Raw genomic sequence first — 8800 nt, 5'->3', positions numbered from 1 at the left:
ACAATATCAAGCTATTTCTGCTAATGAGCAGGGTTATCTATGGAGTGAAGAGTTAGGATTATATTTAGGCATATTTGACCGGAAACTGCGTTATTTTACCGCTGATGGTCAATTGGTTCCCACTCCCCAAGAAGCTGAATTACAGCAAAGACAAGCAAAGGAACAGATTCTTTTAGAAAAGGAACAGATTCTTTTAGAAAAGGAACAGATTCTTTCAGAAAAGGAACAGGAAAGACAGGCAAAAGAACAGGCTCTCCTAGAAAAAGAACAGGCTCTTTTAGAAAAAGAACAAGAACGACAAGCTAAGGAAAGATTAGCGGCAAAATTACGAGAATTAGGCATCAATCCCCAGACAATTTAGCCGGTTAAAATCTGCAAACAGCGATCGATAACCCCTTGAGTTACAATTATCTTGATTTGACTGGATAGACCCGAATGCAACTCACTCCCGAACAATACAAAGAAAAAATGCAGCGCCGCAAGGCAATCCAAGAAGAACGTTTAGCCGAAAAAATTGCTGAAAAAGGTTTAATTATCGTTAATACTGGCGATGGTAAGGGAAAAACCACGGCAGCCCTCGGTATGGTTTTACGTTCCCTCGGTCATGGTTACAAAGTGGCGGTGGTACAATTCATCAAAGGTGCTTGGGAACCTGCCGAACAAAAGATTTTTAGTGTTTGGGGGGAACAAATCGAGTTTTATGCAATGGGGGAAGGTTTCACCTGGGAAACCCAAGATAGAGAAAGAGATATAGAGAAAGCCCAAGAAGCATGGCAAAAAGCCCTAACTTTTCTCGAAAATCCCCAATATCAATTAATTTTACTCGATGAGATCAATATCGCCCTTAAATTCGGTTATCTGGATATTCAGGAAGTTATCGCTGGTTTAGCCCGAAAACCCGCTAATTGCCACGTTATTCTCACTGGTAGAGGAGCTTTACCCGAATTAATCGAGATAGCGGATTTAGTCACGGAAATGAAGTTAATTAAACATCCCTTTCGTCAACAGGGAGTGAAAGCGCAACCCGGCATCGAATTTTAACTACTGCTTAAGCGTTGTACCGTCTCTCCCGACAATAATCGATGAGTTTCAGCGAGAAGATGGGGAATTTGATCAGCGTGGGGACTAGCGGCTAAACAGGCAGTTAAATCGAGTTTTTCCACCTCTTTTGCCTGTTGACCCTGGAACCAATGACCCCCATTCCCCAAGAGATTGTATCTGGCCTTGGCAAAGTCAATCATATCGTAGGCGATAGCGAGATTGCGTAACCAGAGGATAGAAGGAATATTGATGTGATTGGGGGTATTTTCCCAGCTAGGTAAACCCAAAGACCAAGTTTTCACCCAATTATCGCCTAAACAGTTGATCATCTCTCCTTGCAATCTCTCGATAATTGCTGGTAAAATCTCCTCGGCCCGATCAAGTAAGGGTAAAGTTTTCAGGTGTTCATCAAAATCCTTGGCTCGCGCTGCACCAATACTCAGGGTATGAACAGCCGGATGACTGAGACAGAATAGGTCATTAAAAACCATCGGACTGAGAGGAGAACAGAGAGCGACGAGCTTAGGGGGAGGATTGTAGAGATGGCCGCCCTTATCGGAGGGACTAATGATAAAAACGCCCATATCGTGCTGTTTTGCCGCTTCTATGGCCAGCCAGTTATTCTGAAAAATATAGTACCAGTGCAGATTGAGGTAATCGTAACAATTTGTTGCAATAATCTTGACAATTACATCAGTTGGTGCATGGGTGGAGAAACCGATAAAACGAACTTTTCCCTGTTGCTGTAATTTTTTCGCCTCTTGCCAACAACCGCCCTCGGCCATAGTATCATCGAGAATTTCAGCGGTGTTGACGCCATGGATGCCCAACAAATCCACATAATCTAATCGTAAAAATTGCAGGGATTGCTCAAATTTACGGCGAAATTCCCGCACATCTTGACTAGGAGAAACTTTCGTCTGCACGATAATCTTATCCCTCGGTAGTTGCGGCAAAATTTTGCCCAATTGCATCTCGGAAGTGCCGTAACCCCTAGCGGTTTCGATGTGATTAATCCCCACTTCTAGAGATTTATTTATGATTGCCTCTAAATTGCCTTGATTCTCGTCGGGAATTTGCGACATCGGCACATCCTGCCACTGAAATTGATAGCGCATTCCCCCACAGGAAAACACCGGCATTTGTAGATTAGTGCGACCGAAACGACGATACTGCATATATTCAGTTATCAGTTATCAGTTATCAGTGGGGAGATGGGTGACCACTTCGTGCGCGTTGCGGGGGGTGATGGGGTATTAGTTGAAACTTCCCTATTTCCCCATTCTCCCATTCCCTGTTCCCTAAATTTAATCGGGTAAAGTGAGAATTTCGACACCGGTTTCAGTGACGGCAATGGTGTGTTCAAATTGGGCCGAAAGTTTACCATCTTTAGTAATAGCAGTCCAACCGTCTTTTAAGAGAATATGTTGCCAAGTACCCTCATTAATCATTGGTTCAATGGTGAATACCATGCCGGGGCGAATTGTTTTGCCTTTGCCGCGAATGCCGTAGTGGGGAACCTGCGGACCGGTGTGAAAAACATTACTAATACCATGACCGACAAAATTTCTAACCACTGAAAATCCTTGTCCTTCGGCGTATTCTTGGATAGCCGCGCCGATATCGCCGATTTTACCCCCCGGCTGCACTGCATCTATGCCTCTTTGCAGACATTCTCTAGTCACTTCTACTAACTTTTTCGCTAGGGGGGAGGGAGTACCGACAAAGAAAGTCTGGGAGGTATCGCCGTGATAACCCTCTAAAATCGGGGTGACATCGATGTTAATAATATCGCCGTCTTTAAGGATTTGAGCGGCGCTGGGGATGCCGTGACAGATAACCTCGTTAATGCTAGTACAGATGGACTTAGGAAAGCCATGGTATCCTAGGGGCGCACTTTTGGCTCCATGGGCGCGAGTCCAACGTTCTGCCTCGTCATTGATTTCTAGGGTACTTACCCCCGGTTTAACCATATCTGCCAGATGGTCTAAGAGTTTAGCTGCTAATCGTCCGGCTCGACGCATTTTTTCAATTTCCCGAGAGGAGAGTAAGGTGATGGTATCGTTGCCCATGAATTATCCGACTGTTAAGAAAGATTCTTGTTACATTTCTTATCCTAGCAAAATCGGGCAGCCTTATGGTTTCGGAAGTGGGGTCTAGGGAGTGGGGTGTGGGGTGTGGGGTGTGGGGTGTGGGGAAGTGGGGAGAACAAAGCTGCCTTTTGCCTTTTGCCTTTTGCCTTTTGCCTTTTGCCTTTTGCCTTTTGCCTTTTGCCTTTTGCCTTTTGCCTTTTGCCTGTCCTGATATGTAGCGCATACTCAACGGATTTAGTATCAGACCCTACAGATAAACGTTTTTGTTGTCCTTTTGTCCATCAGTTTGATGTGTTTTCGATAACATTCAACTTTAGAATTCTTAATTATATATCAACTTTTTTTGAAATAATATTATGTAGTTATTGACTGATAACGGGGACAGAGACAATGAGTAAAAGCGACAAAAATTCTGTGAAAATGGTATTTTCTGCGTTAAGTATTTTTGGAATTAGCCTACTGTCGGCCTGTGGCATAGGGGAATCTCCAGCTAACAAATCAATTAAAATTGATGGTTCTAGTACCGTATACCCGATTACCCAGGCCGTGGCCGAGAAATTCAAAAGCAGTCAACCGGGTACAGCAGAAGTGAGCGTAAAATTTTCGGGAACCTCAGGGGGATTTCGGGAATTCTGCGAAGGAAAAACTGATATTAGTAATGCCTCTCGACCGATTCAAGCCGATGAGATGTCCCTGTGTAATCGCTATGGCGTAAGATATATTGAATTACCCGTGGCTTTTGATGCCTTAACTGTAGTCGTTAATCAGGAAAATAACTGGATTGATAGCATTACCCTAAAAGAATTAAAGAAAATGTGGGAACCGGCTGCTGAGGGTAAAATTACCAATTGGAATCAAATTAGGCCGGAATTCCCCAATAAACCCCTAAATCTCTTTGGTGCAGGCCAAGATTCCGGAACTTTTGACTATTTTACCGAAGCTGTGGTCGGTAAATCCGGTGCTAGTCGTAAGGATTATGTAGCCAGCGAGGATGATAACACTTTAGTCCAGGGAGTCAGTCAAGATCCGAATGCTCTTGGTTACTTTGGACTAGCTTATTATGAACAAAATCCCCGAAAATTGAAAGCTTTAGGCATTGATAGCGGTAAAGGGGCGATTTTACCCTCTAGAGAAACTGTAGTTAACTCCCAATATCAACCCCTTGCTCGACCTTTATTTATCTACGTCAATGGGGAGAAAGCGCAAAAAAGCCGAGCTTTACAGGAATTTGTGGAGTATTACCTCGATAATGCCGAGAGTATTGTTAAAGAAGTCGGTTATATCCCCCTAACGGATGAACATTACCATTTAGCCACAGTCACCTTCTTTAACGGTGAAGTGGGAACGGTTTTCGGAGGACAATCGCAATTTGATGTCACCCTAGCGGAATTATTGCGGCAAAAAGCCAAGTTTTAGAGGAGAGCGTTGGGGAGATAATTGCTTTCTCTCCCCAAACAATGGCGATTTTTTAACCAAATCGACCGCTAATATATTCTTTTGTTTTCTCGTGAGTTGGTTCTTGAAACATAATTTTAGTTTGTCCAAACTCCATCAGTTCACCCAAATACATAAAAGCTGTGTAATCAGAAATCCGGGCTGCCTGTTGCATACTGTGGGTGACGATTAAAATGGTAACTTTTTCCTCTAATTTACCAATTAGTTCTTCTATACTATTAGTGGCGATCGGATCGAGAGCGGAAGTGGGTTCATCAAAGAGGATAATTTCAGGATCCGTAACTAAAGCGCGGGCAATACAGAGACGTTGTTGTTGTCCCCCCGATAAATCGTAGGCACTGGTGTTGAGACGATCCTTGACTTCATCCCACAAAGCGGCACCGCGCAAGGCTTGTTCTACTTTATAATCGATAAACTCCCGTTTTTTTTCACCCCTAACCCGCAAACCGTAGGCGACATTTTCGTAAACAGATTTCGGGAAAGGGTTCGGTTTTTGGAAAACCATACCAATCCGCATCCGCACCTCGATCGGATCGACCTTGTGATCTAAAATATTGACGGTATCGATATAAATGCCCCCTTCGTAGCGATTAGCGGCATAAAGGTCGTGCATTCGATTAAAACAGCGCAAAAGCGTCGTTTTACCGCAGCCAGAGGGGCCAATTAGAGAGGTGACTTGTCTTTCGGGAATGGTGAGATTGATACTTCGCAAAGCGGGTTTATTGGTGCCAGCGTAGTAAAAGTCAAGGTTTCTCACCTCAGCTTTTGGTTGAAATTCTTTGATATTAGACATCATCGAGGGAAAAATAGAGTTTACCATTTGATACCTTTGCGGAAACGATAGCGGAGATAGATAGCTACAGCGTTCATACCGAGAGTCATCACAATCAACACTGTACCAGCGGCAGCCGCATTGACTTCAAATTCTGGCTCTGGACGAGAAACCCAGTTAAACATCTGGATAGGCATAACTGTAAAGGGTGCTTTTAGCCAATTAAAGTTAATAAAGGGAAAATTTGCTTGTAAAGGAGCATCGGGTAGAAAGGCAATAAACGTGAGCGCACCAATAGTAATCACGGGAGCCGTTTCTCCAATCGCTCTGGAAAGCCCGATGATCACACCGGTTAGGATACTACCGAAGGAGTAGGGAAGAATATGATCGGCGACTACTTGCCATCTACTTGCTCCCACGGCATAGGCCGCTTCCCGGAGACTGTTGGGTATTGCCCGAATTGCCTCTCTGGTGGTGACAATAACCACAGGTAGGATCAGCAAAGCTAGGGTTAAACCGGCGGCAATAATACTTTGTCCGAGATTGAATTGATAGACAAATAAACCGAGGGCGAGTAAACCATAGATAATTGAGGGAACACCCGCTAAATTAGTGACGTTAATCTCAATAATTGCTGAAAGCCAATTTTTCTTACTATATTCTTCCAGATAAATTCCCGCCGCAATACCGAGAGGAATCGCAATCAAGGCTGTTACCAACATCACTAGCAAGGTTCCCACCCAAGCGGAAAGAATACCAGCTTCTTCAGGGTGACGACTAGGAAAAGAAGTAAAAAACTGGGGGGTAATGCGCGGCAACCCTGCCATTATCATCTGGGCAATCAGGATAAAGAGAATTAGGGTAGAAACAAAAATAATCAACAACCCTAAGCCAGAAAATACAGTGCTAATCAGCTTGCGCCTTTCAATATTAGCTCTTAAATTCGATAATTGTTCTTTTTCCATGATTAGTAAACCTCCCGATATTTTTTGGCGAGGAAATAACCGATAATATTAAAGATTAAAGTCAAAATGACTAGCATAATACCGGCGGCAAAAATTGATTGATACTCGATCGAACCGTGGGGTAAATCGCCTAAACTAACCTGAACAATATAAGCGGTAATGGTGGCCGCTTCACTAAAGGGATTGAAGGTTAAATTTGGCTGTAATCCTGCGGCGATCGCTACAATCATCGTTTCTCCCACGGCCCGGGAAACTCCTAAAATATAAGCGGCACTAATACCAGAAATAGCGGCAGGCAAAACCACATTTAAAGCAGTTTGTAAACGAGTTGCTCCGGTAGCGTAGGAACCTTCCCGGAGGGTCAAAGGTACGGCACGCATGGCATCTTCACTGATGGAACTAATCAGGGGAATAATCATTAATCCCATGACCAAACCAGCACTGAGCATATTAAATGAAGGCAAGTCAGGCAAAAAAGTTTGTAGGAAAGGTGTGACATTTAAAAAGGCAAAATAACCATAAACTACTGTCGGTATAGCCGCTAATAATTCTAGACAGGGTTTAACCACTTCTCGCAGGCGCGGGGGGGCAAATTCACTGAGATAAATAGCAGCAATTGTTCCCAAAGGAATAGAGACAAACATCGCCACGATCGAAGTGGTTAAGGTTCCCGAAAGTAGCGGTAAAATACCATAACGCGGATCGGCAAAAAGCGGACTCCAAACTGTATCGGTTAGGAATTGAATCAGGGGAACTTTCTCGAAAAAATGCACGGATTCTAGAATCAAAACCTCCATAATGCCAATGGTTGTCGCCACAGAGGAAAAAGCCGCCAAAAATAGAATAACTTCAATAATAGTCTCTTTTAGGTTGCGAATCTTTTTGGGAGTAGCTGCCTGAATCCAGACACTCTCTGATTTAATTGCTGGTTGAGTCATGCTTTAAATATCTGGCTGATGATCTTTTTAGCTGTTTAATTAGAAATGGGGTTAGGCACTTGCCCCCCCCATTATCCTAGTGGTTTCTAGTGAGAAACTATGGTTTAGCTTCTAAGCGAACGATATCTTGGATTGTTAAACCCACAGTATCACGGCCAACGAATACACTTCCTGTTTTATTATTTCTGAAGTTGTTCATTACCGATTGATAGACATTAGCGGGTAAAGGAACGTACTTAACTTCCCGGACTAATTTGGGGGCATTGTTGATGAAAAATTCAACAAAACTTTTCACCTCTGGACGTTTGGCTGCATCAGCATTAACGTAGATAAAAACAGGACGGGAGAGGGGATTATATTTGCCGTTGTTGACATTTTCTGCTGAGGGAGATATGGCTCCTTTGCCGTTATCAATGGCTAGGGCTTTCAGACGACCTTTATTTGCTTCATAATAGGCATAGCCAAAGTAACCTAAAGCGTTACGATCTCTGATAACTCCCTGCACTAGAACGTTATCATCTTCACTGGGGGTAAAGTCGGTGCGACTTTTCTTCGATTCACCGACAATTGCCTCGGTAAAGTAATCGAATGTTCCCGAATCAGCACCTGGTCCGAACAGTTTTAGGTTGGCATTAGGCCATTTAGAATTAACTTGATTCCACTTAGTGATCTTCCCTTGAGCAGAGGGTTCCCACATTTTTTTCAGTTCAGAAACCTTGATGCTATTAAGGGGATTTTGTTTATTGACTACCACTGTTAAAGCATCAAAAGCGATCGGCAGTTCTAAGAATTTAACGCCATTTTTAGCGCACAATTGACGCTCAGAATCCTTAATTGGACGAGAAGCATTAGAAATATCCGTTTCACCAGCACAGAATTTTTTAAAACCGCCACCTGTTCCCGAAATACCGACAGTTACCTGTGTCTGACGATTTATCTTTTGAAATTCTTCCGCTACTGCTTCTGTAATTGGGTAAACGGTGCTAGAACCATCAATTTTGATAGTATTGCGGCTTTGGGAATTAACCGCCGGGATGGTGAGAGCTAGGGCTGCTCCTACTGCCGCTAAACCAGCGCTGATTGTCCATCGATTTAGTTTGAATTGGAAATTCTGCATACTCATTTCGCTAATTATTGCTGGTTCGGGAATCAAAAAATTAACTTTTAGGTTGGATTGTACATAAAACCCTAAAATTATGATCAATTATTTGAGTTAATTTAAGGTTAAGGTTAAGATTTGGTTTGGTTAAATTTAGTTTAAGCTTGGGTTAATTAAGCTTAACTTAAACAAATATGTCTCACATTTTTGGTTATTTAAATTAGTTGATGACCACCCTATTGCAAATTAAAGTTAGTCAAAACGCTCAATAATAGACCTCTTGCATAATTTTTTTATGGTGTAATGTAAGGCTTTGCTTTTTTCTCAATTCTTAGATTGAAGTGGAAAAAAGAATAAAATGTGATCTTAGGTCAGGAAATCATCTATAATTTTGCTATGTTTATTAGCAAAATTATGGATTATCAAAACTTATCAGA

General features: G+C 42.7%; 8 protein-coding genes and 1 pseudogene. 3 read left to right on the top strand and 6 right to left on the bottom strand.

The genetic code is table 11. From position 1 onward, the window contains the following. Together H6G40_RS21955 and cobO are read left to right on the top strand one after the other, a co-directional pair. A pseudogene (locus H6G40_RS21955) lies at positions 1–361 on the top strand (Uma2 family endonuclease); the annotation flags it as partial. 74 nt (positions 362–435) lie between these two features. Further along, complete coding sequence (gene cobO / locus H6G40_RS21950; protein ID WP_002737079.1) at positions 436–1041, top strand: cob(I)yrinic acid a,c-diamide adenosyltransferase; 606 nt, start codon at positions 436–438, stop codon at positions 1039–1041. On the opposite strand, the gene H6G40_RS21945 is transcribed toward cobO, so the two are convergent. Further along, positions 1038–2219: an aldo/keto reductase gene (locus H6G40_RS21945; protein ID WP_069474118.1), complete on the bottom strand. Its 1182-nt coding sequence runs from the start codon at positions 2217–2219 to the stop codon at positions 1038–1040. The genes cobO and H6G40_RS21945 overlap by 4 nt on opposite strands. A gap of 129 nt (positions 2220–2348) precedes the next feature. Continuing rightward, a complete protein-coding gene (gene map / locus H6G40_RS21940) occupies positions 2349–3113 on the bottom strand; it encodes a type I methionyl aminopeptidase (RefSeq protein ID WP_002752760.1) in 765 nt (254 codons plus the stop codon). Positions 3114–3524: 411 nt separating this feature from the next. Between map and H6G40_RS21935 the strand changes: the two genes are divergently transcribed. Further along, the gene (locus tag H6G40_RS21935; protein ID WP_069474117.1) at positions 3525–4550 is read left to right on the top strand and encodes a PstS family phosphate ABC transporter substrate-binding protein; all 1026 of its coding nucleotides are present in this window, start codon (positions 3525–3527) and stop codon (positions 4548–4550) included. Positions 4551–4602: 52 nt separating this feature from the next. On the opposite strand, the gene pstB is transcribed toward H6G40_RS21935, so the two are convergent. From pstB to H6G40_RS21915, 4 genes are all read right to left on the bottom strand, one after another. After that, positions 4603–5409 carry a phosphate ABC transporter ATP-binding protein PstB gene (pstB, locus tag H6G40_RS21930; protein ID WP_002752756.1) on the bottom strand — a complete coding sequence of 269 codons (807 nt, stop codon included), beginning with the start codon at positions 5407–5409 and terminating at the stop codon, positions 4603–4605. Beyond that, positions 5403–6326, bottom strand: a complete 924-nt coding sequence (gene pstA / locus H6G40_RS21925; protein WP_002735875.1) for a phosphate ABC transporter permease PstA — start codon at positions 6324–6326, stop codon at positions 5403–5405. Before pstA ends, pstB begins: the two co-directional genes overlap by 7 nt. 2 nt (positions 6327–6328) lie before the next feature. Next, positions 6329–7264 (bottom strand): phosphate ABC transporter permease subunit PstC, encoded by a 936-nt coding sequence (gene pstC, locus H6G40_RS21920; protein ID WP_069474116.1) that lies wholly within the window; start codon positions 7262–7264, stop codon positions 6329–6331. 97 nt (positions 7265–7361) lie between these two features. Then, positions 7362–8387 (bottom strand): PstS family phosphate ABC transporter substrate-binding protein, encoded by a 1026-nt coding sequence (locus tag H6G40_RS21915; RefSeq protein WP_080601645.1) that lies wholly within the window; start codon positions 8385–8387, stop codon positions 7362–7364. Positions 8388–8800: the final 413 nt, after the last annotated feature.

This window comes from Microcystis viridis FACHB-1342 (assembly GCF_014698335.1).
Classification (GTDB): Bacteria; Cyanobacteriota; Cyanobacteriia; order Cyanobacteriales; family Microcystaceae; genus Microcystis; species Microcystis ichthyoblabe_A.
The sequence above is the reverse complement of the archived record's forward strand: the minus strand, read 5'-3'. Positions and strand labels throughout refer to the sequence as shown.